General features: G+C 72.4%; 33 protein-coding genes. 1 reads left to right on the forward strand and 32 read right to left on the reverse strand.

Translation table 11 applies throughout. The features are described 5' to 3' along the window. Window positions 1–30: 30 nt before the first annotated feature. The 8 genes from tsaB to glmS all read right to left on the reverse strand — a co-directional run bounded on the left by tsaB (window position 31) and on the right by glmS (window position 7,981). On the reverse strand, window positions 31–696 hold the full coding sequence (tsaB, locus tag ACRYR2_RS18680; protein WP_432564401.1) for a tRNA (adenosine(37)-N6)-threonylcarbamoyltransferase complex dimerization subunit type 1 TsaB: 666 nt from the start codon (window positions 694–696) through the stop codon (window positions 31–33). A 9-nt stretch (window positions 697–705) separates the two neighbouring features. Then, entirely contained in the window at window positions 706–1,494 is a 789-nt protein-coding gene (locus tag ACRYR2_RS18685) for an alpha/beta hydrolase (RefSeq protein WP_432564402.1), read from the reverse strand. Continuing rightward, window positions 1,491–1,991 (reverse strand): tRNA (adenosine(37)-N6)-threonylcarbamoyltransferase complex ATPase subunit type 1 TsaE, encoded by a 501-nt coding sequence (tsaE, locus tag ACRYR2_RS18690; RefSeq protein ID WP_432564403.1) that lies wholly within the window; start codon window positions 1,989–1,991, stop codon window positions 1,491–1,493. Before tsaE ends, ACRYR2_RS18685 begins: the two co-directional genes overlap by 4 nt. Then, window positions 1,988–3,019, reverse strand: coding sequence for an alpha/beta fold hydrolase (locus ACRYR2_RS18695; protein WP_432564404.1), 1,032 nt, complete (start codon window positions 3,017–3,019; stop codon window positions 1,988–1,990). The genes tsaE and ACRYR2_RS18695 overlap by 4 nt, the downstream gene beginning before the upstream one ends. Continuing rightward, entirely contained in the window at window positions 3,016–4,185 is a 1,170-nt protein-coding gene (gene alr / locus ACRYR2_RS18700; RefSeq protein ID WP_432564405.1) for an alanine racemase, read from the reverse strand. The genes ACRYR2_RS18695 and alr overlap by 4 nt, the downstream gene beginning before the upstream one ends. A 23-nt stretch (window positions 4,186–4,208) precedes the next feature. Then, the gene (locus tag ACRYR2_RS18705) at window positions 4,209–5,639 is read right to left on the reverse strand and encodes an NAD(P)H-hydrate epimerase (RefSeq protein WP_432564406.1); all 1,431 of its coding nucleotides are present in this window, start codon (window positions 5,637–5,639) and stop codon (window positions 4,209–4,211) included. 39 nt (window positions 5,640–5,678) lie between these two features. Next, window positions 5,679–6,032: a holo-ACP synthase gene (locus ACRYR2_RS18710; protein ID WP_432564407.1), complete on the reverse strand. Its 354-nt coding sequence runs from the start codon at window positions 6,030–6,032 to the stop codon at window positions 5,679–5,681. A gap of 104 nt (window positions 6,033–6,136) precedes the next feature. Next, window positions 6,137–7,981 (reverse strand): glutamine--fructose-6-phosphate transaminase (isomerizing), encoded by a 1,845-nt coding sequence (gene glmS, locus ACRYR2_RS18715; RefSeq protein WP_432564408.1) that lies wholly within the window; start codon window positions 7,979–7,981, stop codon window positions 6,137–6,139. Between the two features lie 74 nt (window positions 7,982–8,055). Here glmS and coaA point away from each other — a divergent pair, with 74 nt between their 5' ends. Continuing rightward, the gene (gene coaA / locus ACRYR2_RS18720; protein ID WP_432564409.1) at window positions 8,056–9,030 is read left to right on the forward strand and encodes a type I pantothenate kinase; all 975 of its coding nucleotides are present in this window, start codon (window positions 8,056–8,058) and stop codon (window positions 9,028–9,030) included. Between the two features lie 72 nt (window positions 9,031–9,102). Here the strand turns inward: coaA and glmM are convergent, their stop codons facing one another. From glmM to rplX, 24 genes are all read right to left on the reverse strand, one after another. Further along, window positions 9,103–10,467 carry a phosphoglucosamine mutase gene (glmM, locus tag ACRYR2_RS18725; protein ID WP_432564410.1) on the reverse strand — a complete coding sequence of 455 codons (1,365 nt, stop codon included), beginning with the start codon at window positions 10,465–10,467 and terminating at the stop codon, window positions 9,103–9,105. A gap of 104 nt (window positions 10,468–10,571) precedes the next feature. After that, complete coding sequence (rpsI, locus tag ACRYR2_RS18730; protein WP_432564438.1) at window positions 10,572–11,093, reverse strand: 30S ribosomal protein S9; 522 nt, start codon at window positions 11,091–11,093, stop codon at window positions 10,572–10,574. A gap of 22 nt (window positions 11,094–11,115) precedes the next feature. After that, entirely contained in the window at window positions 11,116–11,559 is a 444-nt protein-coding gene (rplM, locus tag ACRYR2_RS18735) for a 50S ribosomal protein L13 (RefSeq protein ID WP_432542761.1), read from the reverse strand. Between the two features lie 231 nt (window positions 11,560–11,790). After that, complete coding sequence (locus tag ACRYR2_RS18740) at window positions 11,791–13,485, reverse strand: ABC-F family ATP-binding cassette domain-containing protein (RefSeq protein ID WP_432564411.1); 1,695 nt, start codon at window positions 13,483–13,485, stop codon at window positions 11,791–11,793. A gap of 25 nt (window positions 13,486–13,510) precedes the next feature. Beyond that, on the reverse strand, window positions 13,511–14,011 hold the full coding sequence (locus tag ACRYR2_RS18745; protein WP_432564412.1) for a SixA phosphatase family protein: 501 nt from the start codon (window positions 14,009–14,011) through the stop codon (window positions 13,511–13,513). A 170-nt stretch (window positions 14,012–14,181) separates the two neighbouring features. Continuing rightward, entirely contained in the window at window positions 14,182–14,997 is an 816-nt protein-coding gene (locus tag ACRYR2_RS18750; RefSeq protein WP_432564439.1) for a tRNA pseudouridine synthase A, read from the reverse strand. Between the two features lie 92 nt (window positions 14,998–15,089). Further along, on the reverse strand, window positions 15,090–15,686 hold the full coding sequence (rplQ, locus tag ACRYR2_RS18755) for a 50S ribosomal protein L17 (RefSeq protein ID WP_432564413.1): 597 nt from the start codon (window positions 15,684–15,686) through the stop codon (window positions 15,090–15,092). A gap of 60 nt (window positions 15,687–15,746) precedes the next feature. Next, on the reverse strand, window positions 15,747–16,760 hold the full coding sequence (locus ACRYR2_RS18760; protein ID WP_432564414.1) for a DNA-directed RNA polymerase subunit alpha: 1,014 nt from the start codon (window positions 16,758–16,760) through the stop codon (window positions 15,747–15,749). Window positions 16,761–16,909: 149 nt separating this feature from the next. Beyond that, window positions 16,910–17,317, reverse strand: coding sequence for a 30S ribosomal protein S11 (gene rpsK, locus ACRYR2_RS18765; protein ID WP_106209584.1), 408 nt, complete (start codon window positions 17,315–17,317; stop codon window positions 16,910–16,912). An 87-nt stretch (window positions 17,318–17,404) separates the two neighbouring features. Beyond that, complete coding sequence (rpsM, locus tag ACRYR2_RS18770; RefSeq protein ID WP_432564415.1) at window positions 17,405–17,785, reverse strand: 30S ribosomal protein S13; 381 nt, start codon at window positions 17,783–17,785, stop codon at window positions 17,405–17,407. 180 nt (window positions 17,786–17,965) lie between these two features. Beyond that, window positions 17,966–18,079: a 50S ribosomal protein L36 gene (gene rpmJ, locus ACRYR2_RS18775; RefSeq protein ID WP_106209588.1), complete on the reverse strand. Its 114-nt coding sequence runs from the start codon at window positions 18,077–18,079 to the stop codon at window positions 17,966–17,968. Between the two features lie 61 nt (window positions 18,080–18,140). Then, a complete protein-coding gene (gene infA / locus ACRYR2_RS18780; RefSeq protein WP_012084955.1) occupies window positions 18,141–18,362 on the reverse strand; it encodes a translation initiation factor IF-1 in 222 nt (73 codons plus the stop codon). 225 nt (window positions 18,363–18,587) lie between these two features. Continuing rightward, window positions 18,588–19,400 (reverse strand): type I methionyl aminopeptidase, encoded by an 813-nt coding sequence (gene map / locus ACRYR2_RS18785; protein ID WP_432564416.1) that lies wholly within the window; start codon window positions 19,398–19,400, stop codon window positions 18,588–18,590. 1 nt (window position 19,401) lies between these two features. Then, window positions 19,402–19,977, reverse strand: coding sequence for an adenylate kinase (locus ACRYR2_RS18790; RefSeq protein ID WP_432564417.1), 576 nt, complete (start codon window positions 19,975–19,977; stop codon window positions 19,402–19,404). Beyond that, window positions 19,974–21,275, reverse strand: coding sequence for a preprotein translocase subunit SecY (gene secY, locus ACRYR2_RS18795; RefSeq protein WP_432564418.1), 1,302 nt, complete (start codon window positions 21,273–21,275; stop codon window positions 19,974–19,976). The genes ACRYR2_RS18790 and secY overlap by 4 nt, the downstream gene beginning before the upstream one ends. Window positions 21,276–21,449: 174 nt before the next feature. Further along, the gene (gene rplO, locus ACRYR2_RS18800; RefSeq protein ID WP_432564419.1) at window positions 21,450–21,908 is read right to left on the reverse strand and encodes a 50S ribosomal protein L15; all 459 of its coding nucleotides are present in this window, start codon (window positions 21,906–21,908) and stop codon (window positions 21,450–21,452) included. Next, on the reverse strand, window positions 21,908–22,090 hold the full coding sequence (gene rpmD, locus ACRYR2_RS18805) for a 50S ribosomal protein L30 (protein ID WP_432564420.1): 183 nt from the start codon (window positions 22,088–22,090) through the stop codon (window positions 21,908–21,910). The genes rplO and rpmD overlap by 1 nt, the downstream gene beginning before the upstream one ends. Next, the gene (rpsE, locus tag ACRYR2_RS18810; protein WP_432564421.1) at window positions 22,090–22,743 is read right to left on the reverse strand and encodes a 30S ribosomal protein S5; all 654 of its coding nucleotides are present in this window, start codon (window positions 22,741–22,743) and stop codon (window positions 22,090–22,092) included. Before rpsE ends, rpmD begins: the two co-directional genes overlap by 1 nt. A 34-nt stretch (window positions 22,744–22,777) precedes the next feature. Next, window positions 22,778–23,155 carry a 50S ribosomal protein L18 gene (gene rplR / locus ACRYR2_RS18815; protein ID WP_106210138.1) on the reverse strand — a complete coding sequence of 126 codons (378 nt, stop codon included), beginning with the start codon at window positions 23,153–23,155 and terminating at the stop codon, window positions 22,778–22,780. A 2-nt stretch (window positions 23,156–23,157) separates the two neighbouring features. Beyond that, window positions 23,158–23,697 carry a 50S ribosomal protein L6 gene (gene rplF / locus ACRYR2_RS18820; protein ID WP_432564422.1) on the reverse strand — a complete coding sequence of 180 codons (540 nt, stop codon included), beginning with the start codon at window positions 23,695–23,697 and terminating at the stop codon, window positions 23,158–23,160. Between the two features lie 13 nt (window positions 23,698–23,710). Further along, entirely contained in the window at window positions 23,711–24,109 is a 399-nt protein-coding gene (gene rpsH / locus ACRYR2_RS18825) for a 30S ribosomal protein S8 (protein ID WP_432564423.1), read from the reverse strand. Window positions 24,110–24,203: 94 nt separating this feature from the next. Then, window positions 24,204–24,389: a type Z 30S ribosomal protein S14 gene (locus tag ACRYR2_RS18830; RefSeq protein ID WP_432564424.1), complete on the reverse strand. Its 186-nt coding sequence runs from the start codon at window positions 24,387–24,389 to the stop codon at window positions 24,204–24,206. A 2-nt stretch (window positions 24,390–24,391) separates the two neighbouring features. Then, window positions 24,392–24,961 carry a 50S ribosomal protein L5 gene (gene rplE, locus ACRYR2_RS18835; protein WP_432564425.1) on the reverse strand — a complete coding sequence of 190 codons (570 nt, stop codon included), beginning with the start codon at window positions 24,959–24,961 and terminating at the stop codon, window positions 24,392–24,394. Next, window positions 24,961–25,332 carry a 50S ribosomal protein L24 gene (rplX, locus tag ACRYR2_RS18840; RefSeq protein ID WP_432564426.1) on the reverse strand — a complete coding sequence of 124 codons (372 nt, stop codon included), beginning with the start codon at window positions 25,330–25,332 and terminating at the stop codon, window positions 24,961–24,963. Before rplX ends, rplE begins: the two co-directional genes overlap by 1 nt. Window position 25,333: the final 1 nt, after the last annotated feature.

Here is a 25,333-nt window from a genome sequence, read left to right on the forward strand (position 1 = left end):
GGACCTCCTCGTCGAGGGACCCGGGTCAACCTACGCCGTGACGCGTTTGCGCGCTCCCGGTTCCGTGGCGTCGGGGCGACGCAGGTACAGCGGCTCCGGCGGCAGCAGCTCCCAGGTCCCCCGGCCGGCGAGACCGTCGACGACCAGCTGCGCCAGCGCGCCGCCGTCGACGTCGAACGGTGCGCGCACCGGGCCCAGGACGTCGGGGTACAGCCGGGTCCCGGCACCGACCACGGGCACGTCGGGGTGCACGTCGGCGGGCGCCACGACGTCCGGTCCCGCCGTGCGCCGCACCCCGGCGTCGGTGGCGACGTAGCGCGCCGTGTGCACCTCCCGGCGGCGGGCGTCGCTGGCGACGAGGAACTCCCCGCCCAGTCCCTCGGCGACGGCCTGCGCGGCCAGCGCGTCCAGCGAGCAGACCCCGTGCACCGCGGCGCCCCAGGCCAGCGCCAGCGTGCGGGCCGTGGCCAGCCCCACGCGCAGGCCCGTGTACGGGCCGGGTCCCACGCCCACCGCGATGTCGGTGACCTCCGTGCGCTCCCGCCCGGCCTCCTGCAGGACGGCGGCGACGGTGGGGACCAGCACCTCGTTGTGGTGCCGGGCGTCACCGGCGCGGGTGGCGGCGAGGACCCGGTTCCCGTCGTGGACGGCGACGGCCACGCCGTCGGTCGCGGTGTCGATGGCGAGCAGGAGCACGCCAGGAGTCTAGGCGGACCCCTCGTGGGTGGTGCGCCGCGCGAAGCGGACCGAGGCGGCGAAGGCGGCCGGGGCGTCCCGGTCGGAGGTCAGTTCGTGGAAGCTGTTGGCGTACACCACCTCCGTCACGTCCTGCGAGGCGATCCCGGCCAGCACCGTGCGCGCCGACAGGGCCGGGACGACGTGGTCGACGCGCGAGCGCAGCAGCAGGACGGGCTGGCGGACCAGCCCCAGGTCCCGGCGCACGTCACGCCATCCCCCGGTCTGCGAGACCAGGGCGCGCAGCGGCGTCCGGTCGTAGGCCAGGACCTCGACGTCGGGGTCGCACAGGTCGCCGGCGATCGCGGGCCAGCCCGGCAGCACCCGGCCCAGGGTCGCGACGGCCAGGGCGCGCGCGGGGTGCAGTGCGACGGCCGGGTTGGCCAGGACGAGACCGTGCACGCGGTCCGGTTCCAGCTGCGCCAGCCGCAGCGCCAGCCCACCGCCCATCGAGGTCCCGGCGACCACGACCCGCTCGTTGGCCAGCCGGTGCAACGCCGTACGGGCCGCGTCCAGCCAATCGGCCCACGTCGTGCGGTCGCAGTCGGCGACCGTCGTGCCGTGACCGGGCAGCAGCGGGACCTCGACGTCGAAACCCGCCGCGGCGAACTCCTCGGCCCAGCCCGCCACCGTCAGCGGGGTCGCGGTGAACCCGTGCAGGACGAGGACCCCCGTCCGGGGCCGCGGGTCGTGGTGGCGGGAGAAACCCCGCACCCGGTCGTCCCCGGTCCGCTCGGCGAGCTCGGTCGGGGACGTCACGACAGGTCCAGCCCCGCCCAGCGCGCGCCGATCCCCCGAACCCGCACGCGGCGGGGCTCGACGAGCAGTTCCCCGTGCGTCTGCGCGGCCCCGTGCGGGCGCAGCAGGTCGATCTCGAGGCGTTCGCCGGACAGTTCCTCGACCAGCCCGCGCCCCCACTCCACGACCGTCACGGCCTCACCCGCCGCGGTGTCCAGGTCGAGGTCGTCGACCTCGGCCAGCGAACCCAGCCGGTAGGCGTCCACGTGCACGAGAACCGGCCCACCGACCAGCGAGGGGTGCTCGCGGGCGATGACGAACGTCGGGGACGTCACCGGGCCGCGCACCCCGAGCCCGTCGGCCAGGCCCCGGGTGAACGTCGTCTTGCCCGCCCCCAGGTCCCCGGCCAGCACGACGAGGTCACCGGCGCGCAACTGCCTCCCCAGCCGCGCACCGAACTCCGCCGTCTCCTCGGGGGTGCCCAGTTCGAGGTCGAGTTCGAGTTCCGCTGTGCTCACCGCGACCTCCGTCGGGACCGGACCGGCAGGGGGACCACGACCTCGTCGGCCGCCGCGGCCGACGGGGTTCCCGCACGGGTCAGCAGCCGTTCCAGCCGGGCGGTGACGACGGTCGGGTGCTCGAGCATGATGAGGTGGCCCGCCCCGCGGACCAGGACGTGCTCGGCGCCGGGGATCGCGTCGGCGATCTGCCGGCCGTGCGCGGCGGGCGTCATGAGGTCGCGTTCGGCGGCCAGCACCAGCACGGGCCGGCCCGCCAGGCCCGCGAGTGCCTCCCGCACGTCGAGCGTCCCGAACGCCGGCAGCAGGTCGGCGATGACGTCGGTCGGGGTTCCGGCCATCATCCGCGCGGTGAGGCGGACCAGTTCGGGCGAGACGGGGCCGGCGAAGTTCCAGTGCCGCACCAGGCGCTGTTCGAGGTCGGCCCCCAGGCGCCGGCTGCGTTCCAGCGGCTCGTAGCGGCCGGCGGCCCGTTCCAGGGCGAGTTCGGCCCAGTGCACCAGGTGGTGCCCCAGCAGCGGCAGCCCGTGGTCGACCGCGGCCAGCCCGCCGGCGCTGGTGGTGACCAGGGCGACGGCGTCCAGCCGGGGCAGCAGGTCGGGGCGGCGGGCGGCCAGTTCCATGACGGTCATCCCGCCCAGGGAGTGGCCGACCAGGACGAAGGACCCCTGGCCCACGACCGCGTCGAGCACCTGCCCCAGGTCGTCGGCCAGCCGGGCGACGTCCAGCAGGCCGGCGGGCCCGCGCCCGGACCGCCCGTGCCCGCGCAGGTCGGGCAGGACGAGGCGGTACCGGCCGCGCAGCGCCAGCCGCTGGAAGTGCCAGCTGTCGCTGGACAGCGCGTACCCGTGGACGAAGACGACCGTCGGGGCGTCGGAACGGTCGGCGCGGTCGACGGGGTCGACCTCCACGTGCAGGCGGGCGCCGTCGTCGGTGACGACCTCGACGGCCTCGCCCACCAGCGGCTGCAGTTCCTCCCGGCGCGCACCGGAACGGTGCCGGCGGGCGACGCGCAGGGCAGGCCTCACGCCACGTCCCCGCCGGTCGGCCCCACGTACCGGCGGGGAACGCGCGAGCCGATGCGGGTGACGATCTCCCAGGAGATCGTCCCGGCCGCCGCGGCCCAGTCGTCGGCCGTGGCCTCGCCGTCGGCGCCGGGCCCGAAGACCAGGGCCGGGTCGCCGGGTGCGGCGACGTCGTTCCCGAGGTCGACGACGACCTGGTCCATGCAGACCCGTCCGGCGATCCGCCGCCGCGCGCCCGCGACGAGGACCTCCCCGGAGTGCTCCCCGTTCCAGGAGGCGTGCCGGGGGACGCCGTCGCCGTAGCCGACCGGCACCAGGCCGAGCGTCGTCTCGCGCGCCACGGTGTACGTCAGGCCGTAGGAGACGCCGGCCCCGGCCGGGACCCGGCGCACGTGGGCGAGCCGGGCGGCCAGCGTCATGGCCGGTCGCAGTCCGAGGTCGGCGCCCGTGGCCAGTTCCGGGGCCGGGCTGAGGCCGTAGACCGCCAGCCCGGCGCGCACGAGGTCGTAGCGCGCGGAGGGCACGAAGAAGGCCGCCGCCGAGTTCGCGTGGTGGCGCAGCCCCGGGTCGACGCCGTGCTCGCGCGCGGTGCGCAGGGCGTCCTCGAACGCCTGGAGCTGGGCCGGGACGGAGGCGTCCCCGGGCACGTCGGCGCTGGCGAAGTGCGCCCAGGTGCCGCGGACCTGCACGGCCCCCGCCTCGACGTGCTTGGCCACGGCGTCCAGCAGCGCGGGCCACTCCGCCGGCGAGGCGCCGCCGCGGGACATCCCGGTGTCGACCTCGAGGTGGATGCGCGCCCGCCGGCCGGTCGCGCGGGCGGCGGCCACGACCGCCTCCAGCGCCCACACGGCCGCGACCGAGACGTCGACCCCGGCGCGCACGGCGGGGACCAGATCGGTTCCGGGGGTGAGGATCCAGGCCAGCACGTCGGCCTCGACCCCCGCCTCGCGCAGGGCCAGCGCCTCGTGCACGTGGGCCACGCCGAGCCAGGTCGCGCCGCCGGCGAGCGCCGCGCGGGCCACCGGGACCAGGCCGTGACCGTAGGCGTCGGCCTTCACGACGGCCATCACCGCAGCAGCACCCACCCGCCGGCGCACGACGCCCACGTTGTGCGTGATCGCGGCGAGGTCGACGACTGCCTCAGCGGGCACGCCGGGTCGGGGTTGCACGCTCCGACGGTACCCGCCCCGGCTCAGGCCCGGACGTCCCATCCCGGCAGGCTGGTGAGGGCTGCGGGGACCGCGTCGGCGACGTCGAGGGCGGACAGCGGCCCACCGGCCGAGGCCAGGGTGGCCGCCCAGCCGTGCAGGACGGCGGCGTCGGCGGCGGTCTGGGCGGGGTCGCCCCCGGGCCGGCCCGCCAGGGCGGCGCCGAGGATCCCGGCCAGGACGTCACCGGCCCCGGCGGTGGACAACCAGTCCGGCGCCGCGGCCGCCGTCAGCACCCGGTCCCCGACCACGGTGGTGACCGATCCCTTGACCAGGACGGTCGCGCCGGTGCGCTCGTGCAGGCGGCGCGCGTGCCGCAACGGGTCGGCCTCGACGTCGGCGCGCCAGGCACCCAGCAGGCGGGCCAGTTCACCGGCGTGCGGGGTCAGCACGTGCTGCGGCCCCAGCGCGTCGGGCAGGTCGGCCAGCGCGCCGGCGTCGACGACGGCGGGCTCTCCCGAGGCCAGGGCCTCGCGGATGCGCTGCTGGGCGGGGTCGTCCGGGGAGACCCCGGGGCCGAGCACCCACGCCTGGACCCGGCCGGCGCCGACGACGGCCTCGGGGCGGCGCTGCCGGACGATCTCGGTGGGGTGCTCGGGGCCCAGGTAGCGGACCATCCCGGCGCCGGCGCGGACGGCGGCCTCGACGGCCAGCACGGCGGCGCCGGTGTAGTCCGGTCCCCCGGCCACGACGCCGACCACGCCCCGGGAGTACTTGTCGTCGGTGGGCCGGGCGCGTCGCCAGCGGGCGGCGACGTCGGCCGGCTCGACGCGTTCGACGGCGGGGGCGGGCAGGTCGCTCAGGCCGATGTCGACCACCAGGAGGCGGCCGCACAGCCCCGCGGCCGGACCGAGGAGGTGGGCGGGTTTGGCCGTGCCGAACGTGACGGTGAGGTCGGCGGCCATGACCTCGCCGGTGACCGTGCCGCTGTCGGCGTCCAGGCCGGAGGGGATGTCGACGGCCACGACGACCGGGCCGTCCAGGGCGACCAGACCTTCGAAGGGCGGGCGCAGTCCGCCGCGACCCCCGATGCCGGCGATCCCGTCGATCAGCAGGTCCGCTGCGGCGCAGACGTCCTCGTCACCGGCCCGCCAGGCGCGCAGGCGGACGCCGGCGCGCCGGGCGGCCCGGGCGCCCTCGTCGTGGACCCGCTCGGCGGTGCTCAGCGCGGTGACGGCCGCCCCGCGGCGGGCCAGCCGGCCGGCGGCGAACAGCGCGTCTCCCCCGTTGTCGCCCGAGCCCACCAGGACGACGACGGCGCGCCCGACGATCCCGCCGGTGGCGTCCCGCAGCGCCTGCGCGCACGCCACGTCGAGGGCGGCGGCGGCGCGCTGCATGAGCGTGCCGGGCGGGAGCCGGGCCATCGCGGCCAGCTCGGCGCGGCGGACGTCCTCCACGAGGTGCGCGGTGATCACGCTCCCAGCCTCCCCGCGATCAGGGGCGGGCGCCAGACGTCACAGGCTCTCGGCGACCACCATCGCGGTCGCGATGCCCGCGTCGTGCGAGAGCGAGAGGTGGAACGTGGTCACGCCCATCCCCTCGGCGATCTCCTTGGCGCTGCCGCGCACGACGATCTCGGGCCGGTGCCCGGCGTCGCGTTCGACGACGACGTCGCGCCAGACCAGCCCGACCGGTGCGCCCAGCGACTTGGCGACGGCCTCCTTGGCCGCGAACCGGGCCGCGAGCGACTCCGCCGGCAGCCCGCGCTCCCCGTCGCCGAACAGCCGCTCCAGCAGCAGCGGCGTCCGTTCGACCTGTCGCTTGAAGCGGGCGACGTCGACGACGTCGATCCCGATCCCGATGATCATCCGCGCATCCCTCCACGCCGTGCCACGGGGCCCCTCCCGCCGGCGTCACGTTCCCACGAGGGTCCGCGCCGCCGGACGGCGGGGTCACCGCGGCGCCGGGAGGCTCACTCGACGGTGACGGACTTGGCCAGGTTGCGCGGCTGGTCGACGTCCAGCCCCTTGGCCGTGGCCAGCTCGCAGGCGAACACCTGCAGCGGCACCACGGCCAGCAGCGGCGAGAGCAGGGTCGAGGTCTTCGGGATGCGGATGACGACGTCGGCGAACGGCTCCACGGCGGTGTCGTCCTGCTCGGCGATGACCAGCGTCCGGGCGCCGCGGGCGCGGACCTCCTGGATGTTCGAGACGACCTTGGCGTGCAGGGAGTCCCGGCCCCGCGGGCTCGGCACGACGACGAACACCGGCTGGCCGGGTTCGATGAGGGCGATGGGGCCGTGCTTGAGCTCACCGGCGGCGAAACCCTCGGCGTGGATGTAGGCGAGCTCCTTGAGCTTGAGCGCACCCTCCATCGCCACCGGGTAGCCGACGTGCCGGCCCAGGAACAGCACCGACCGGGTGTCGGCCATGTACCGGGCGATCTCGCGGACCTGCTCCAGGCCCTCGAGGACCTGGCGGACCTGGCCGGGGATCTCGTGCAGCTGCGCGAGGACGGTGCTCACCTCGTCGGCGAACTTGTTGCCGCGCAGCTGGGCCAGGTACAGGCCCAGCAGGTAGCAGGCGGTGATCTGGGCCAGGAACGCCTTGGTCGAGGCGACCGCGATCTCCGGGCCGGCGTGGGTGTACAGCGCCGCGTCGGACTCGCGCGGGATCGTCGAGCCGTTGGTGTTGCAGATCGCCAGGACCTTCGCGCCCTGCTCACGGGCGTGCCGCACGGCCATGATGGTGTCCATCGTCTCGCCCGACTGGGAGATCGCGACGACGAGGGTGCGCTCGGAGACGACGGGGTCGCGGTAGCGGAACTCGTGCGCCAGTTCCACCTCGACGGGGATGCGGCACCAGTGCTCGATGGCGTACTTGGCGACCTGGCCGGCGTACGCCGCGGTGCCGCAGGCGATCACGACGATCTTGTCGACGCTGCGCAGTTCGGCCTCGGAGATCTTCATCTCGTCCAGCTGCAACCGGCCGTTCACGTCGGTCCGCCCGAGCAGGGTGTCGGCGATGGCCTGCGGCTGGTCGTGGATCTCCTTGGCCATGAAGGACGGGTAGCCGCCCTTCTCCGCGGCCGCGGCGTCCCAGTCGACGTGGAAGTGGCGCCCCTGGGTCGGGGTTCCGTCGAACCCGACGACGCTGACCGACGAGGGGGTGATGGTGACGATCTGGTCCTGGCCCAGCTCCAGGGCCTCGCGGGTGTGCGCGATGAACGCGGCCACGTCGGACCCGAGGTAGTTCGCGCCCTCGCCCAGCCCCACGACCAGCGGGGAGTTGCGGCGCGCGCCGACGATCGCGTCGGGCGCGTCGGCGTGGACGGCCAGCAGCGTGAAGGCGCCCTCCAGGCGCGCGCACACGAGACGCATCGCCTCGGTCAGGTCGCCCGTGTACGCCCGCGCCAGCAGGTGGGCGACGACCTCGGTGTCGGTCTCGCTGGTGAACTCGACACCGTCGGCGAGCAGCTCGGCGCGCAGCGTCGCGAAGTTCTCCACGATGCCGTTGTGGATGACGGCGAGCTTCCCGCCGACCCCGACGTGCGGGTGGGCGTTCTCGTCGGTCGGCCCGCCGTGCGTGGCCCACCGGGTGTGGCCGATGGCCGTCGCGGCCTGCGGCAGCGGGTCGGCGCCCAGGAGCTCGACGAGGTTGGCGAGCTTGCCGGCCTTCTTGCGCACGTCCACGCCCCCGTCGGTGACGGTGGCGATGCCGGCGGAGTCGTACCCCCGGTACTCCAGGCGGCGCAGCCCCTCCAGAACGACATCGGTGCCCTGCTGGGCAGCCCCCACGTACCCGACGATTCCGCACATGCCATCGAGGGTACGGTCCGCGGGACCTGCTCCCGGTCATCTTGCACCGGTGCACGCCAGGTAGCCTCACGACGGTGAGCACGGGCGCACCTCCCTCCTTGACCGCCCCGCCGAGCTCCCCCACCCCCTACGTCGTCCTGGACCGGGCGCACTGGAGCGCGCTGCGCGCCAGCACCCCGCTGACGCTGACGGCCGAGGACGTGTCCCGGTTGCGCGGTCTGGGTGACCGGGTGGACCTGCGCGAGGTCGAGGACGTCTACCTGCCGCTGTCCCGGCTGCTGACGCTGTACGACCGTTCCGCCGGGTCGCTGCACGCGGCGACCTCGACGTTCCTGGGTGAGGGCGGCCGGCGCACGCCGTTCGTCATCGGCATCGCCGGGTCGGTGGCCGTGGGGAAGTCGACCACGGCCCGCGTGCTGCGCGAACTGCTGGCGCACTGGCCGGAGACCCCCCGCGTCGAACTGGTGACGACCGACGGGTTCCTGCTGCCGAACGCCGAGCTGGAACGCCGCGGCATCCTGCACCGCAAGGGTTTTCCCGAGAGCTACGACCGGCGGGCGCTGCTGCGGTTCGTGGCGGCCGTGAAGTCGGGGGTGCCCGAGGTGAGCGCCCCGGTGTACTCGCACCTGGTCTACGACATCGTCCCCGGCGCCGAGATCGTCGTGCGCCAGCCGGACGTGCTGATCGTCGAGGGGCTGAACGTCCTGCAGCCGGCGCGCGTGCGCGCCGACGGGACCCAGGGCGTGGCCGTCAGCGACTACTTCGACTTCTCGCTGTACGTCGACGCCCGCACCGAGGACGTGCGGAACTGGTACGTCGACCGGTTCCTGGAACTGCGCCGCACGGCGTTCTCCAAGCCGGAGTCGTACTTCCACCGGTACGCCGCGCTGACCGACGAGCAGGCCGTCGCCCGGGCCCGGCAGATCTGGGCCGAGATCAACGGGCCCAACCTCGTCGAGAACGTCCTGCCCACCCGCGGCCGGGCCACCTGCGTGCTGCAGAAGGGTCCGGACCACTCGGTGCGTCAGGTGCGGCTGCGCAAGGTGTGACCCGCAGGGTTCGGCGGACCGGGGCGACCGGGCCCCGGTCCCACGCCCCCGCCGGTCAGCCGGAGGCGGCGTTCACAGCGCCAGTTGCCTGCGCACCACGTCGGCCAGCCGGTCGGCGACGTCCTGGGCGTGGTCGGTGTGCGCCGCCTCGACCATGACCCGCACCAGCGGCTCGGTACCGCTGGGGCGCAGCAGCACACGGCCCGTCCCCCCCAGCTCGCGTTCGGCCTCGGCGACGGCGGCCAGCAGGTCCTCGTCGCTGCCGGCGCGGGACTTGTCGACGCCCCGGACGTTCACCAGCACCTGCGGCAGCCGTTCGACGACCCCGGCGAGCTCGGCCAGGCTGCGGCCCGTCTCGGCCATCCGGGCCAGCAGCTGCAGGCCCGTCAGGACGCCGTCGCCGGTCGTGGCGTACGCGGGCAGCACGACGTGACCGCTCTGCTCACCCCCGATGCTCCAGCCGCCGGAGTTCAGCGCCTCCAGGACGTAGCGGTCCCCGACGCCGGTCTCGACCATCGTCACGCCCTCGCGCTGCATGGCCAGCCGCAGGCCCAGGTTGCTCATGACGGTGGCGACCAGGGTCGCCTCGGTCAGCTGACCGCGGTCGCGCAGCGCCAGCGCCAGGACGGCCATGATCTGGTCGCCGTCGACGACGTTCCCGGCCCCGTCCACGGCCAGGCAGCGGTCGGCGTCGCCGTCGTGGGCGAGGCCGATGTCGGCCCCGTGCGCCAGGACGGCGGCCGTCAGGGGTTCGAGGTGCGTCGAACCGCAGCCGTCGTTGATGTTCAGCCCGTCCGGGGCGTCGTACAGCGTGGTGACCCGGGCCCCGGCCTCGCGCAGCACGCGCGGGGAGACGGCGCTCGCGGCGCCGTTGGCGCAGTCGACCACGACGTGCAGGCCCGCCAGGGAGCCCGGACCGCCGGGCAGGGAGGTGAGGAGGTGCTCGACGTAGGTGTCCTGCGCGTCCTGCTCGATGTCGGGACCGGAGTGCACGCGGCCGACGCCGGCGCCGGTGGGGCGGCGCCCCGTCCCGTTGCGGTAGGCCGACTCCACGGCGTCCTCGACGTCGTCGGGCAGTTTGCGCCCACCGCGCGCGAAGATCTTCAGCCCGTTGTCGGGCATGGGGTTGTGCGAGGCCGAGAGCATGACGCCGAAGTCGGCGCCGGAGGTGTCGACCAGGTGCGCCAGGGCGGGGGTCGGCACGACGCCGACGTCGAGGACGTCCACCCCGGCGCTGGCCAGCCCCGCGACCACGGCCGCGGACAGGAACTCCCCGGAGGCCCGCGGGTCGCGAGCCACCAGCGCGCGCGGGTGCGCCGTACCCCCCTCGTCGACGAGGACGGTGGCCGCGGCCACCGCCAGCCCGAGCGCCATGTCGGCGGTCAGGTCGACGTTCGCCAGTCCCCGCACACCGTCGGTTCCGAAGAGCCGCCCCACAGTGAGCTCCTTCCCCTGTTCGGCCGTATCGGCCCGGACATGCCACGACGGCCCCGGGAGAGTCCCGGGGCCGTCGTGACGGTACTCGTGCTGACGAGCGGAGATCAGCGCTTGCTGAACTGCGGCGCCTTGCGGGCCTTCTTCAGACCGGCCTTCTTGCGCTCGGTGGCGCGCGGGTCGCGGGTCAGGAACCCGGCCTTCTTCAGCGCCGGGCGGTTGGCCTCGAGGTCCACGGCGTTCAGCGCGCGGGCCACGCCCAGGCGCAGCGCGCCGGCCTGGCCGGAGGAGCCACCGCCGTGGATGCGGGCGATGACGTCGAACGACCCCTCGAGCGCGGTGACCCGGAACGGCTCGTTGACGAGCTGCTGGTGCACCTTGTTCGGGAAGTAGTCGCCCAGCTCACGGCCGTTGATCTTCCACTGGCCGGTGCCGGGGACGATGCGGACGCGGGCGATGGCCTCCTTGCGGCGGCCGGTGGCCCCGCCGGGGGCGATGATGCTGTTGCCGCCGGTGGCCGGGGCGGACGACTCGGACGTGTAGGTCCCGTCGAACTCGTCGGTCTCGGTGATGTCCTCGACGACGTCTTCGGTCGTGTACTCGCTCACGATGCTCCTCGCTTCGCTCAGTTGGCCGGGTTGGTGCCGCGGCTCACTGCGCGACCTGGGTGATCGTGAAGGGCACGGGCTGCTGCGCCGCGTGCGGGTGCTCCGGACCGGCGTAGACCTTGAGCTTGCTCAGGACCTGACGGCCGAGGGAGTTCTTGGGGATCATGCCGCGGATGGCCTTCTCGACGGCCTTCTCCGGGTTCTTGTCGAGCAGCTCGACGTAGCTGGTGGCCTTCAGGCCGCCCGGGTAGCCCGAGTGGCGGTAGGCGACCTTCTGCTCGCGCTTGGAGCCGGTCAGGGCCACCTTGGCGGCGTTGACGATGATGACGTAGTCGCCACCGTCGACGTGCGGCGCGAAGGTCGCCTTGTGCTTGCCGCGCAGAAGGGTCGCAGCCTGGACAGCCAGACGGCCCAGCACGACGTCCTCCGCGTCGATGACGAGCCAACGGCGGTCGATGTCGCCCGGCTTCGGGGTGAACGTGCGCACGGGGGTTGCCCATCTCCTCGAACGAATTGCGGACTGGGCCCGCGCTCGAGTCCTCCGGCACCAGGAAGGAGATCCCGGGATGAGTCGGCAGGCACTGCGTGGGCACAACGACTCATGACGTTACCTGCCGTTCGCCTGGTGGGTCAAAACGGCTGGTCCCACCGGACGGCGGCCGGGGGCCGGAAGCAGTTCGGCCGCAACGGCTCGAGGAGACTCAGACCGGAGCGGACCTCAACGTACCCGCTCGACCCGCGCCACGTCCCACACCGGCTCCGGCGTCTCCACCACCCGGCCGTCGGCGCCGAAGACGAGGAACCGGTCGAACCCGCGGGCGAACCAGCGGTCGTGCGTCACCGCGACGACCGTCCCCTCGAAGGCCTCCAGCGCCTGCTCCAGCGCCTCGGCCGAGTGCAGGTCGAGGTTGTCGGTCGGCTCGTCCAGCAGCAGCAGCGTCGCCCCCGACAGTTCCAGCAGCAGGATCTGCAACCGCGCCTGCTGACCGCCGGACAGGTGCTCGAAGCGCTGCTCGGCGGCCGCGGCCAGACCGTAGCGGTCCAGCGCCCGGGCGGCCGCCTCGCGGTCCAGACCGGAACGGTGGGAGTTGCCGCGGTGCAGCACGTCGAGCAGCGTCCTGCCGACCAGCGCCGGCTGCTCGTGCGTCTGGGCGAACCAGCCCGGCCGCACCCGCGCCCCCAGGCGCACGGTCCCGGTGTGCGCGACCGGGTCGGGGACGTGCTCGTCGACGGGCAGGTGCTCGGCGTCGGGGTCGGAGCCGCCTGCGGCCAGCAGGCGCAGGAAGTGCGACTTGCCCGAGCCGTTCGACCCCAGCACGGCGACCCGGTCGCCCAGCCACAGCTCGGCGTCGAACGGCTTCATGAGGCCGGTGAGCTCCAGGGAGTCCACCACGACGGCGCGCTTGCCCGTCCGGCCGCCGCGCAGGCGCATCCGCACGTCCTGGGTGGCCGGCGGGGCCTGCGGCGGACCGGCCTCCTCGAACTTGGCCAGCCGCGTCTGGGCGGCCGCGTACCGCGAGGCCATCCCGTCGTTGAACTTCGACTTCTCGCGCAGCGTCACCACCAGCGTGCGCAGCTTGACGCGCTCCTCGTCCCAGCGCCGGCGCAGCTCCTCCAGCCGCTCCCCGCGGGCCTGGCGGGCCGCGCCGTAGTCGGCGAAACCGCCGCCGTGGGTCCACGAGACCGCGCCCAGCGCACCGGGTTCGAGGGTGACGATCCGGTCGGCCGCGGCGGCCAGCAGTTCACGGTCGTGGCTGACCAGCAGCACCGACTTCGCCGTCGCCCGCAGCTGCTCCTCCAGCCACCGCTTGCCCGGCACGTCCAGGTAGTTGTCCGGCTCGTCGAGCAGCAGGACGCCTTCGGGGCCGCGCAGCAGCGCCTCCAGCACCAGCCGCTTCTGCTCGCCGCCGGACAGCGTGCGCACCAGCCGGTGCCGGCAGCCCTCGAAGGGGACGCCGAGGGCGGCCAGCGTGCACTCGTCCCAGAGCACCTCCTGCTCGTACCCGCCGGCGTCGCCGAAGTCGGCCAGCGCCTGCGCGTAGCGCATCTGGCTGCGTTCGGTCCCGTCCTCGATCATCGCCGTCTCGGCGGCGTCGACGGCCGCGAAGGCCCGGCGCAGCGGTTCGGGTGCGACCTGGGCCAGCAGCTCGGCCACGGAGGTCTCGTCGCGGACCGAGCCGACGAACTGGCGCATGACACCCAGGCCGCCGCTGCGCGCGATGGCACCGGCCTGGACGGGTTCGTCACCGGCGATGAGCCGCAGCAGGGTCGTCTTGCCGGTGCCGTTGGGTCCGACGAGGGCGGTGGTGGACCCGTCGGCCACGCGGAAGGCGACCTCGTGCAGCAGCGGCCGCCCGTCGGGCAGCTCGTGGCTGAGGCCGGAGACGTCCACGTGCCCGCTGTTCTGACTCACGAGGGGTCAGTCTGCCCGGCCGCGATCAGCTCGCGCTCGGGGTTTGCGCGCGGGCGGTGTGCACCTGCACGAGGCGGCAGCTGGTGCTGTCGGCGTCGGCCCACTCCCCCTCGACCGCGATGACGGCCAGACCGGCCGTGCGCAGCTGGACGACCTCACCGGTGAGCGACTCCACCAGGTCGCTGGCGCCCGGGTTGTGGGCCACGAGCACCACGACCGAGTCCGGGCGCTGGGTGTCCAGGCCGCGCACGATGCGCAGCAGGTCGCCGAGCGTGGCCTCGTACAGGCGTTCCTCGTCGACGATGACGGGTGCGGTCGCCCACCCGTCCAGGAGGCGGGCGGTGGTCTCCTCGGTGCGGCGGGCCGGGGAGGTCAGGAGGAGGTCGCAGCCGCCGACGGTGCGGGCCAGCCAGCGGCCGGCCTCCACGGCGTCGGCCTTGCCGCGGGGGGCGAGGGGGCGGGCGATGTCCTGCAGTCCGACCGGCGAATCGGCCTTCGCGTGGCGGACGACGACGAGCGTGGGCACCCCCCAACCCTGCCCGACGAGGCGCGCGTGGACCGCATCGCCCCTCCCCCGGCCACCTCCCGCCCTCCCGGCCCGGCGACCCCGCGGAAACAACAGTCTCCGCCCTCTGAGGGTCGTCTGGGCGTCGGAGACTGTTGTTTCCGCGGGAAGCCGAGCGGGAAGCCGAGGGGTCAGGGGAGCGTGCGGACGGCGCGGGACTGCGCGGCGCGGGCGGCGAGGTCGGCGTCGGGCGGGTAGACGACCTCCTCCAGCGTCAGGCCCTGCGGGCCCACGACGGCCACGGCGGGATCGCGCACGGCCGCGTCCTGCACGAGCCGGGGCCAGTCGACGTCGCGGCGGCCGTCGCCGACGGCCAGGGCCGCGCCGACCAGGGCGCGGACCATCGAGTGGCAGAACGCGTCGGCCTGGACGTCGGCCACCAGCAGCCCGTCGGTGCTGCGGCTCCAGGAGTAGGCCAGCAGCGTCCGGACCGTCGTGGCGCCCTCCCGGGGCTTGCAGAAGGCCGCGAACTCGCGCAGCCCGACGAGGCTGCGGGCCGCCACGTCCATCGCGCTCACGTCCAGCGGCCGCCGGTGGTGCAGCACGTCGAAGCGGCGCAACGGCGGAAGTCCGGCGGGGTCGTCGCAGACCCGGTAGGCGTACCGGCGCCGCACCGCCCCGAACCGGGCGTCGAACCCCTCAGGGGCCACCGAGGCCCGGTGCACGCGCACGTCGGGCGGCAGGACGCCCGCCAGCCGCCGCACGAGGGCGGTCCCGGGCGGACCGTCCGACCGGCCGGGAAGGGCCTGCCAGGAGGCTCGCGGCACGTCGAGGTGGGCCACCTGCCCGGAGGCGTGGACCCCGGCGTCGGTGCGCCCGGCCACCGTCAGCCTCGGGGCCGGGTCCAGGCGCAGCACCCGGCCGAGGGCGGCGGTCAGCTCCCCCTGGACGGTCCGCAGGCCGGGCTGCTCGGCCCAGCCGCTGAAGGCCGTGCCGTCGTACCCCAGGTCGAGCCGGACCCTGACGTCGGTGGGGACACGGACGAGCCCGCCCTCCCCGGGATCGGGGAGGGCGGGCTCGTCAGCGGGGAGAGAGGCGCTCAGGCCTGGTCCTTCTTCTCCGCGTCGGTCTCGTCGCTCGGGTCGGCCTCGGCCGCGTCGACCTCGACGCCCTCGTCGGCGGTCGCCGGGGCGTCCGCGTCGGGCAGGGTGTCGGGCTGGTCCACGCTGCCGGCCTCGACCTGGGTCTCCTCGGCCGGGGTCTCGTCGGCAGCCACGGCCGGGGCGGACGCCGCGGCGGCCTGCTCGGCCTCGCGGACGACGCCCTGCTTGGCGCTGACCGGCTCCATGACGAGCTGGATCACGGCCATGGGGGCGTTGTCGCCCTTGCGGGGACCGATCTTGACGATGCGGGTGTAGCCACCGTTGCGCTCGGCCATGGCCGGGGCGATCTCGGTCATCAGGAAGTGCACGACCGACTTGTCCCGCACGGTCTTCATCACCTGACGACGCGAGGCCAGGTCGCCCTTCTTGGCGATGGTGATGAGCCGCTCGGCGTGCGGACGCAGGCGCTTGGCCTTGGCCTCCGTCGTCGTGATGCTGCGGTGTTCGAAGAGCGCCGTCGCCAGGTTGGCGATGATCAGCTTCTCGTGGGCCGGCCCGCCGCCGAGCCGCGGACCCTTGGTGGGGGTGGGCATTGTGTTGTCTCCTCGGTGGGACCCCTCCCCCGCGTCAGCGGGGAAGAGGACTACGGACGGTCAGAGCTGCTCGTCCTCGGCGAACGACTGGTCGTCGTCCTCGAAGTCGTTGACGACGGCGCTCGGGTCGAACCCGGGCGGGGAGTCCTTGAGGTGCAGGCCCATGCCGACCAGCTTGGCCTTGACCTCGTCGATGGACTTCTGCCCGAAGTTGCGGATGTCGAGCAGGTCGGCCTCGCTGCGCGAGACCAGTTCGCCGACGGTGTGGATGCCCTCGCGCTTGAGGCAGTTGTACGACCGGACCGTCAGGTCCAGCGCCTCGATCTCCAGCGCCAGGTCCGCCGCCAGCGCGGCGTCGGTCGGCGAGGGGCCCATGTCGATGCCTTCGGCCTCGACGTTGAGCTCACGGGCCAGGCCGAACAGCTCGGTCAGCGTCTTGCCGGCCGAGGCGACGGCGTCGCGCGGGGAGATGGCGTGCTTGGTCTCCACGTCCACGACGAGGCGGTCGAAGTCCGTCCGCTGCTCGACGCGGGTCGCCTCGACCTTGTACGTCACCTTCAGGACCGGCGAGTAGATCGAGTCGACCGGGATCCGGCCGATCTCCTGCTCACCCGTCTTGTTCTGCGCCGCCGAGACGTAACCGCGGCCGCGCTCGACCGTCAGTTCCAGCTCGAGCTTGCCCTTGCCGTTCAGCGTCGCGATGTGCAGGTCGGGGTTGTGCACCTCGACACCCGCGGGCGGGGCGATGTCGGCCGCGGTGACCGCGCCCGGGCCCTGCTTGCGCAGGTACATCACGACGGGTTCGTCGTGCTCGGAGGAGACGACGAGGTTCTTGATGTTGAGGACGATCTCGGTGACGTCCTCCTTGACCCCCGGCACGGAGGTGAACTCGTGCAGGACGCCGTCGATGCGCAGGCTGGTCACCGCCGCGCCCGGGATGGACGACAGCAGGGTGCGGCGCAGCGAGTTGCCGAGGGTGTACCCGAAGCCGGGTTCGAGGGGTTCGATGACGAAGCGCGAGCGGTACTCGTCGACGACGTCCTCGGTGAGGGTGGGGCGCTGTGCGATCAGCACGGAGGTTCCTTCCCGCGGGCGTCCGCCATATGACGCCCCGCACGCCCGTCAGCATCGGTCCACCGACGGGGTCTGACTACTAGAACTGGGTTCCGATCGGGCCGGCCCCGACACCCACCACGACGGTGGACGTCAGGGCCGGACCCTCGTCAGACGCGCCGACGCTTGGGCGGACGGCAGCCGTTGTGCGGGCTGGGGGTGACGTCCTGGATCGCGCCGACCTCCAGGCCGGTGGCCTGCAGCGAGCGGATCGCGGTCTCGCGGCCCGAGCCCGGGCCCTTGACGAAGACGTCCACCTTGCGCATGCCGTGCTCCTGCGCACGACGTGCGGCCGCCTCGGCGGCCATCTGCGCGGCGAACGGGGTCGACTTGCGCGACCCCTTGAACCCGACCTGACCGGCCGACGCCCACGCGATGACCGCGCCCGTCGGGTCGGTGATCGAGACGATCGTGTTGTTGAACGTCGACTTGATGTGCGCGTGGCCGTGCGCGACGTTCTTCTTCTCCTTGCGACGCGGCTTGCGCGTCGCCGTGGCCTGACGGCTCTTGGGAGGCATGCTCTCCGGACTCCTGGATCGCTTCGACTGAGTTCGAGGGCGAACGGTGAGGTTCGCGAGGCGGCCCGCTGGTGGACCGCGGGGTGCTTACTTGCGCCCGGCCTTCTTCTTGCCGGCCACGGTGCGCTTGGGGCCCTTGCGGGTGCGCGCGTTGGTCTTGGTGCGCTGACCGCGGACGGGCAGCCCGCGGCGGTGCCGCAGACCCTGGTAGGTGCCGATCTCGACCTTGCGGCGGATGTCGGCGGCCACCTCGCGGCGGAGGTCACCCTCGACGCGGTAGTTGCCCTCGATGTGGTCGCGCAGGGCGACCAGGTCGTCGTCCGTGAGTTCGCGGACACGCAGGTCCGGGCTGACGCCCGTCGCCGCGAGCGTCTCCTTGGCGCGGGTGCGTCCGACGCCGAAGATGTACGTGAGCGCGATCTCCAGCCGCTTTTCGCGGGGGAGGTCGACGCCGACGAGACGTGCCATGCGGGATGGTCCCTCTTCTGTCGCGGAGGTCTGCCGCAGGACCGGCCCCGCCGTCTCGAGCGGGTCCCCGGCCTCCGACCGGGGGTGTCACCAGCCACGTCCTTCGACGCTGCTGGTGGGTCCTGCGAATGGGTGGTGCGTCCTACGTGAAGCTGCGGTGCTGCGGAACGATCCGCTGCGTCAGCCCTGGCGCTGCTTGTGGCGCAGGTTGTCGCAGATGATCATGACCCGGCCGTGGCGGCGGATCACCTTGCACTTGTCGCAGATCTTCTTGACGCTCGGCTTGACCTTCATCGTGTCTCCGGTCGTGCAGAACCCACCCCGTGCGCGGGGCGGGCCGGCGGCCAGTGGGTGGTCACTTGTAGCGGTAGACGATGCGCCCGCGGGACAGGTCGTAAGGGCTGAGTTCGACCACCACGCGGTCCTCGGGGAGGATGCGGATGTAGTGCTGCCGCATCTTCCCGGAGATGTGCGCAAGCACCTTGTGACCGTTGCTCAGCTCGACGCGGAACATCGCGTTCGGCAGGGCCTCGATCACAGTGCCTTCGATCTCGATGACACCGTCCTTCTTCGGCATGTCCTCCGCTTTTCATCAAGTGTCGGTTGAGGTCTGCCCACCCCTGCTGGAAGGACCAACGGAAGGCATGGCGGACCGACGGTCAAGCTTACGCGACGGCGCGCCGTGGGCGAAATCGGGTGATCATGCCCGTGGAGTGGGTTGCGGCGCAACCGAAAGCGCGCCTCCGGCGCTGCCCGCCGGCTCCAACCCGACCGCGGGGACGGGCGCGGCACGCTCGGAGGACTACTCCTCGGGGACCCGCACGCCGAAGGCCGCGAGCTCGGAGGCTCCCCCGTCCGGCGCGGTGAGCACCCACAGCCCCTCCTCGAGGACGGCCACGGTGTGCTCCCAGTGCGCGGCGCGGGTGCCGTCGGAGGTCACGACGGTCCACTCGTCGGCCAGCACGTCGGTCTCGACCCCACCGCGGGTGCACATCGGCTCGATGGCCAGCACCAGGCCCGGCTTGACCTTCGGGCCCTTCTCCCGCACGCGGTAGTTCAGGACCTCGGGCGCCATGTGCATGGCCCGGCCGATGCCGTGGCCGGTGTACCCGTCCACGATGCCCAGCCGGCCGTCCACGGCGTCCTCCACGGCCGCCCCGACGTCCCCGACGCGACCGCGGGCGTCCAGTGCCGCGATGCCGGCCCACATCGCCTGCCGGGTGATCTCGACGAGGTCGACGTCGCCGGCGTCCTTCGGCTCCCCCACGATCGCGGTGAAGGCGGAGTCACCGTGCCAGCCGTCGACGACGCAGCCGCCGTCGACCGAGACGACGTCACCCTCGGCCAGCTCGGTGTCCCCGGGGATGCCGTGGACGACGACCTCGTTGACCGAGATGCACAACGTCTTCGGGTACCCGTGGTACCCGAGGAAGTTCGACGTGCCGCCGCCGGCGCGGATGACCTCCGCGCCGATGGCGTCCAGCTCGTCCAGCGTGATGCCGGGGCGCAGCGCGCCGCGCACGCTCTCCAGGGCCGCGTACGTCAGCAGCCCGGCCTTGCGCATCGCCAGGACCTGGTCGGGGGTCTTGTACTCGACCCGTTCTCGTCCGAACACGTCAGACGGTGTGCAGGCCCAGGGCCGCCACGAGTCGCTCGGTGACGGCGGTGATGTCGCCCAGGCCGTCGACCGAGCGCAGCAGGCCGCGGTCGGAGTAGACCTTCACCAGCGGCGCGGTCTGCTCCAGGTAGACCTGCTGACGGGTGCGGATGACGTCCTCGGTGTCGTCGCTGCGGCCCTGCTCCAGGGCGCGGCGCGACAGCCGGCGGACGAGTTCGTCGGTGTCGGCGGTGATCTCGAGGACGTGCTCGAGCTTGGCGCCGGAGTCGTTGAGCATGTCGTCCAGCTCGCGGACCTGGTCGGTCGTGCGGGGGTAGCCGTCGAGGATGAAGCCCTCGACCGCGTCGTCCTGCTGGAGGCGGTCGCGCACCATGGCGTTGGTCACCCGGTCCGGCACGTACTTGCCGGCGTCGAGGTACTCCTTGACGGTCAGCCCCAGTTCGGTCCGGTTCGCGACGTTGGCGCGGAAGATGTCCCCGGTGGAGATGGCCGGGACGCGCAGGCGCTCGGACAGGAGCTTGGCCTGGGTGCCCTTGCCCGCGCCGGGCGGACCGAGGAGGACGAGTCGAGTCATCGCAAGAACCCTTCGTAGTTGCGCTGCTGGAGCTGGGACTCGATCTGCTTCACCGTCTCGAGCCCGACCCCGACGATGATCAGGATCGACGTGCCCCCGAAGGGGAAGTTCGTGTTGGCATTGAAGAGCACGAACGCGATGAGCGGAAGCAGGGAGATGAGCCCCAGGTACAGCGATCCTGGCAGGGTGATGCGGGTGAGGATGTAGTCCAGGTACTCCGCGGTGGGCCGGCCGGCCCGCACCCCGGGGATGAAACCGCCGTACTTGCGCATGTTCTCAGCGACCTCGTCCGGGTTGAACGTGATCGCGACGTAGAAGTACGCGAAGAAGATGATGAGCAGGAAGTAGCCGGCCATGTAGATCGGGTGATCGCCGCGGACCAGATGGTCGTTGATCCAGATCACCCAGCCGGCGTTCGGGTCGTTGAACTGCGCCAGGAGTGCCGGGAGGTACAGCAGGGACGAGGCGAAGATCACCGGGATGACGCCGGCCATGTTGACCTTGAGCGGGATGTACGTGGAGGTGCCCCCGTACATGCGGCGCCCGATCATCCGTTTGGCGTACTGCACGGGCACGCGGCGCTGGGACTGCTCGACGGCCACGACGGCCGCGACGACCACCAGGCCGACGAGCAGGATGGCGGCGAAGGTCAGCCAGCCGTTCTCCTGGCCGATGGCCCACAGCGAGGTCGGGAAGGTGGCGGCGATCTGGGCGAAGATCAGCAGCGACATGCCGTTGCCGACGCCGCGCTCGGTGACGAGCTCACCCATCCACATGATCAGGCCGGTGCCCGCGGTCATCGTCAGGACCATCAGCAGGATCGTCGGGATGCTCTGGTCCGGCAGCACCTGGGCGTTGCACTGGGTGCCGAACAGGCGGGACGGGTCGCGCGCGATGGTGACGTAGGTCGTGGACTGCAGGATGGCCAGACCGATGGTCAGGTACCGCGTGTACTGGGTCAGCTTGCTGGTGCCCTGCTGACCCTCCTTCTTGAGCTCCTCGAAGCGCGGGATGACCACCGTGAGCAGCTGGATGATGATGCTCGCGGTGATGTACGGCATGATCCCGAGCGCGAAGACGCTCAGCTGGAGCAGCGCACCGCCGGAGAAGAGGTTGGCCAGCCCGAGCAGGTCGTTGCCGGACTCGGCCAGGTCGATGCACTGCTGCACGGCCGGGTACGAGACGCCGGGCGCCGGCACGAAGGAGCCCAACCGCACCAGGACGATGATCCCGATCGTGAAGAGCATCTTGCGGCGCAGGTCGGGCGTCCGGAAGGCGCGACCGATTGCGGTGAGCACTACGACCTCCTGCACCGCGCTCCCTGGAGGAGACGGGTTGTCACTGACGGGTCGGACGGTTGGGCCGAAAGAGCATGTCGACAGCCCTGGTAGACCCTACCTCCCCTGGAACGCACACACGGCGGCAGCAGACGATCACTCGTCGCTACCGCCGTGTGGCAGTGTCTCGCCGGGTCAGCGAACGGTCGTGGAACCGCCCGCAGCCGCGATCTTCTCGGCCGCCGAGGTCGAGAACTTGTCGGCCGTCACCTGCAGGGCCACGGTGATCTCACCGGTGCCGAGCACCTTGACGGGCTGGCCCTTACGGACCGCGCCCTTGGCGACGAGCTCGTCGACACCCACGGTGCCGCCCTCGGGGAAGAGGGAGCCGAGCTTGTCGAGGTTGACGACCTGGTACTCGACGCGGAACGGGTTCTTGAACCCGCGCAGCTTCGGCAGGCGCATGTGCAGCGGCATCTGGCCGCCCTCGAACGCCTCGGGCACCTGGTAGCGGGCCTTGGAGCCCTTGGTGCCACGGCCGGCGGTCTTGCCCTTGCTGCCCTCACCGCGACCCACACGGGTCTTCGCGGTGTTCGACCCCGGAGCGGGGCGCAGGTGGTGCAGCTTCAGGACGTGTTCACCCTGGTTCGCCATCAGTCGACCTCCTCAACCTTCACGAGGTGCGCGACCGTGTTGGCCATGCCGCGGAACTCGGGCTTGTCGTCCTTGACGACCGACTGCCCGATCTTGTGCAGTCCGAGGCTGCGCAGCGTGTCGCGCTGGTTCTGCTTGCCACCGATGCCGGACTTCAGCTGGGTGACCTTGATGCGACCCATCAGGAAGCCACCCCCGCAGCCTGAGCACGGAGCAGCGCCACCGGCGCCACGTCCTCGACGGCCAGGCCACGACGCGCCGCGACCTGCTCGGGACGCTCGAGGCCGCGCAGGGCCTCGATCGTCGCGTGCACGATGTTGATCGCGTTGTCGCTGCCGAGGGACTTCGACAGGACGTCGTGGATGCCCGCGCACTCGAGCACGGCGCGGACCGGGCCACCGGCGATGACACCGGTACCCGGGGAGGCCGGGCGCAGCATGACCACGCCGGCGGCCTTCTCACCCTGGATGGGGTGCGGGATGGTGCCCTGGATGCGCGGGACGCGGAAGAAGTTCTTCTTCGCCTCCTCCACACCCTTGGCGATGGCCGCGGGAACTTCCTTGGCCTTGCCGTAGCCGACACCGACGGTGCCGTCGCCGTCGCCCACGACCACGAGGGCCGTGAAGCTGAAGCGACGACCGCCCTTGACGACCTTGGCCACACGGTTGATCGTCACGACGCGCTCGACGAAGTTGCCGCGGTCACCCGCGTCACCACGCCCGCGGTTGTCACGGCCGCCGTCGCGGCGGTTGTCACGGCCACCACCGCGGTTGTCGCCGCCGCGGTTGTCGCCGCCGCCGGCCGCACCGGCGCCTCGGCGCTGGGGTCCAGGCATCAGACGTTCCTCATCTCATCGACTTCGTGGGTCATCACAGGGCCAGGCCCGCCTCACGGGCGCCGTCGGCGATCGCCGCGACGCGTCCGGCGTACCGGTTGCCACCGCGGTCGAAGACCACGGCCTCGATGCCGGCCGCCTTGGCCCGCTCGCCGACGAGGACGCCGACGGCCTTGGCCTTGGCCGACTTGTCGTCGCTGCTGGCGCGCAGGTCCGCCTCCATGGTCGAGGCCGACGCGAGGGTGTGACCCGCGGCGTCGTCGATGACCTGGACGAAGACGTGACGCGTGGACCGCGTGACCACGAGACGAGGACGCACGGCGGTGCCGACGACCTTCTTGCGGACGCGGGTGTGACGGCGCTTGCGCGCAGGCGCAGTGCCCTTCTGGGTCTTCTGGGTGGAGAGTCCCATCGTCACTTACCAGCCTTTCCGACCTTGCGGCGGATCTGCTCGCCGGCGTAGCGCACGCCCTTGCCCTTGTACGGGTCGGGCTTGCGGAGCTTGCGGATGTTCGCAGCGACCTCGCCGACCTGCTGCTTGTCGATGCCGGCCACCGAGAACCGGGTGTTGTTCTCGACCGCGAAGGTGATGCCCGCCGGCGCCTTGACGACGACCGGGTGGCTGAAGCCGAGGGCGAACTCGAGGTCGGTGCCCTTGGGCGTGACGCGGTACCCCGTGCCGACGATCTCGAGCTTCTTCTCGTAGCCCTGGGTCACGCCCTGGACCATGTTCGCGATGAGGGTGCGGGTCAGGCCGTGGAGCGAGCGCGAGCTGCGCTCGTCGTCGGGCCGCACGACCTGCAGCGTGCCGTCCTCCGCGCGCTCCACCGAGATCGGGGAGGCGACGGTGTGGCTCAGCTCGCCCTTGGGGCCCTTGACCGTGACGGCTGCGCCGTCGATGGTCACGTCCACCCCAGCGGGGACGGTGATCGGGAGTCGACCGATGCGCGACATGAGTTCTCCTCCCTCACCAGACGTAGGCGAGGACTTCCCCACCCACGCCTCTCTTGTTGGCCTGCTTGTCGGTCAGCAGCCCCGAGGACGTGGACAGGATCGCCACGCCGAGGCCACCGAGCACGCGGGGCAGGTTGGTCGACTTCGCGTAGACCCGCAGACCGGGCTTGCTCACGCGGCGCAGGCCGGCGATCGCACGCTCACGGTTGGGGCCGAACTTCAGGTTCAGCGTCAGCTTCTTGCCGACCTCGGCGTCCTCGACCGTCCAGGAGGCGATGTAGCCCTCGGCCTGGAGGATCTCGGCGATGTGCGACTTCAGCTTGCTGTACGGCATGGAGACGGTGTCGTGGTACGCCGAGTTGGCGTTCCGCAGACGCGTCAGCATGTCCGCGATGGGGTCAGTCATCGTCATCGGGCTCGTCCGCCCTTCCTCGCCGGGGTTTCCGCACCGCGCTGGGCGGTGCGGACCTTCGGCGTCTCAGTGTTCAGGGTCGTGAAGTACGTGGTCACCAGCTGGACTTGGTCACACCGGGCAGCTCGCCACGGTGTGCCATCTCCCGCAGGCAGATGCGGCAGATGCCGAACTTGCGGAAGACCGCGTGCGGGCGACCGCAGCGCTGGCAACGGGTGTAGGCGCGCACCTTGAACTTCGGCTTGCGCGCGGCCTTGTGGATCAGGGCAGTCTTGGCCACGGTCAGTTCTCCTTGAACGGGAAGCCCAGAGCACGCAGCAGCGCACGGCCTTCGTCGTCGGTCTTCGCCGTCGTCACGACCGTGATGTCCATACCGCGGACCCGGTCGATCTTGTCCTGGTCGATCTCGTGGAACATCGACTGCTCGTTGAGACCGAAGGTGTAGTTGCCGTTGCCGTCGAACTGCTTCGGCGACAGCCCGCGGAAGTCGCGGATGCGCGGCAGCGCCAGCGACAGCAGGCGGTCCAGGAACTCCCACATCCGGTCCCCGCGCAGGGTGGTGTGGCAGCCGATCGGCATGCCCTCGCGCAGCTTGAACTGCGCGATGGACTTGCGGGCCTTGGTGATCTGCGGCTTCTGGCCGGTGATGGCCGTCAGGTCGCGGACCGCGCCGTCGATCAGCTTGGAGTCACGAGCGGCCTCGCCGACACCCATGTTCACCACGACCTTGACCAGGCCGGGGATCTGCATGACGTTCGGGTACGAGAACTGCGTGTGCAGCTGACCCTTGATCTCTTCGCGGTAGCGCTGCTTCAGACGGGGAAGGGCGCGCGCTTCAGTGGTGGTGGTCATCAGATGTCCTTGCCGGAACGCTTGGCGACGCGGATGCGGTTGGTCTTGGTGCGACCGTCGCGCTCGACCTTCTCCTCGCGGATGCCGACGCGGGTCGGCTTCTTGGTCTCCGGGTCGACGAGCTGCACGTTGCTGATGTGGATCGGGGCCTCGCGCTCGACGATGCCGCCTTCCACACCCGGGCGGGCCTTGGTGTGGCGCTTGATGCGGTTCACACCCTCGACCAGGACGCGCTGGGTCTCGGCGTTGACCTCGAGGACCTTGCCCTGCTTGCCGAGGTCCGAGGTCTTCGTGCCGTCGGCGTTGCGCCGGCCGCGGACCTTGGTGATGACCTGGACGAGGTCACCCTTCTTGATGCGGATCTTCGCCATG

Origin of the sequence: Kineococcus deserti, assembly GCF_050871945.1 — a bacterium.
Lineage (GTDB): Bacteria > Actinomycetota > Actinomycetes > Actinomycetales > Kineococcaceae > Kineococcus.